1 protein-coding gene is annotated in these 777 nt (G+C 42.0%); it reads right to left on the reverse strand.

Annotation, left to right across the window (positions count from 1 at the left end):
- Window positions 1–118: 118 nt before the first annotated feature.
- Complete coding sequence (gene tnpA, locus FE394_RS17830) at window positions 119–574, reverse strand: IS200/IS605 family transposase (RefSeq protein ID WP_319927679.1); 456 nt, start codon at window positions 572–574, stop codon at window positions 119–121.
- Window positions 575–777: the final 203 nt, after the last annotated feature.

Here is a 777-nt window from a genome sequence, read left to right on the forward strand (position 1 = left end):
AATCAGAACCACCCGCATAGCGGGTGGTTTGCTCTAGCCCTATAAGGGCATGTTACCGACTGCGCCTAAATGACGCGGCTTTCTCTTCGTTCAAGCTAAGTGTCTTTGCTGCTTTGGCTTACCCCTTGAAGGGGTCGTTATACTCTCGTGTACTTAGTTTATCCTGAAGTAAATCTGACTTTTCTTGCTCTCTGATATATTTACGGATTGTGGCTTCATTCAGCCCCACTGTGCTGACGTAGTAGCCTTCCGACCAAAACTTCCGGTTGCCAAATTTGTATTTTAAATTGGCATGTTTATCAAATATCATCAAAGAGCTTTTACCTTTTAAGTATCCCATAAAACTTGAAACGCTGATTTTTGGGGGAATACTCACGAGCATATGTACATGATCTGCCATGAGATGCCCTTCGATTATTTCAACGCCTTTGTACTTACAAAGGTCTCGTAATATCTCACCTATGCTTGAACGTATACTGGCAAAAATGACTTTTCGTCTATATTTCGGCGAAAAGACGATATGGTATTTGCACAGCCACTTTGTGTGGGCTGAGCTTTGTGCTTTAATTCCCATAAACACCTTTCCTTATTTGAGTTACGTATATTAGCTTGAACATCTATATCGTAACGGAAAGGTGTTTTTCTTGGTATAACCCTTGGTCTCCACCCGCATAGCGGGTGGTTTTATGTTTAAGAAGCTGACGCTACTTAAACTGGCTAAAGCCATAAAAACGAGTTCTGCCGTTTGTTCGGCAGATAAACGACTTTCAGAGCAGC

Origin of the sequence: Xenorhabdus littoralis, from assembly GCF_033949345.1 — a bacterium.
GTDB lineage: Bacteria > Pseudomonadota > Gammaproteobacteria > Enterobacterales > Enterobacteriaceae > Xenorhabdus > Xenorhabdus littoralis.

Coding starts and splice junctions, on each gene's coding strand:
- tnpA (WP_319927679.1), bottom strand. CDS start 574: ATGGGAATTAAAGCACAAAGCTCAGCCCACACAAAGTGGCTGTGCAAA.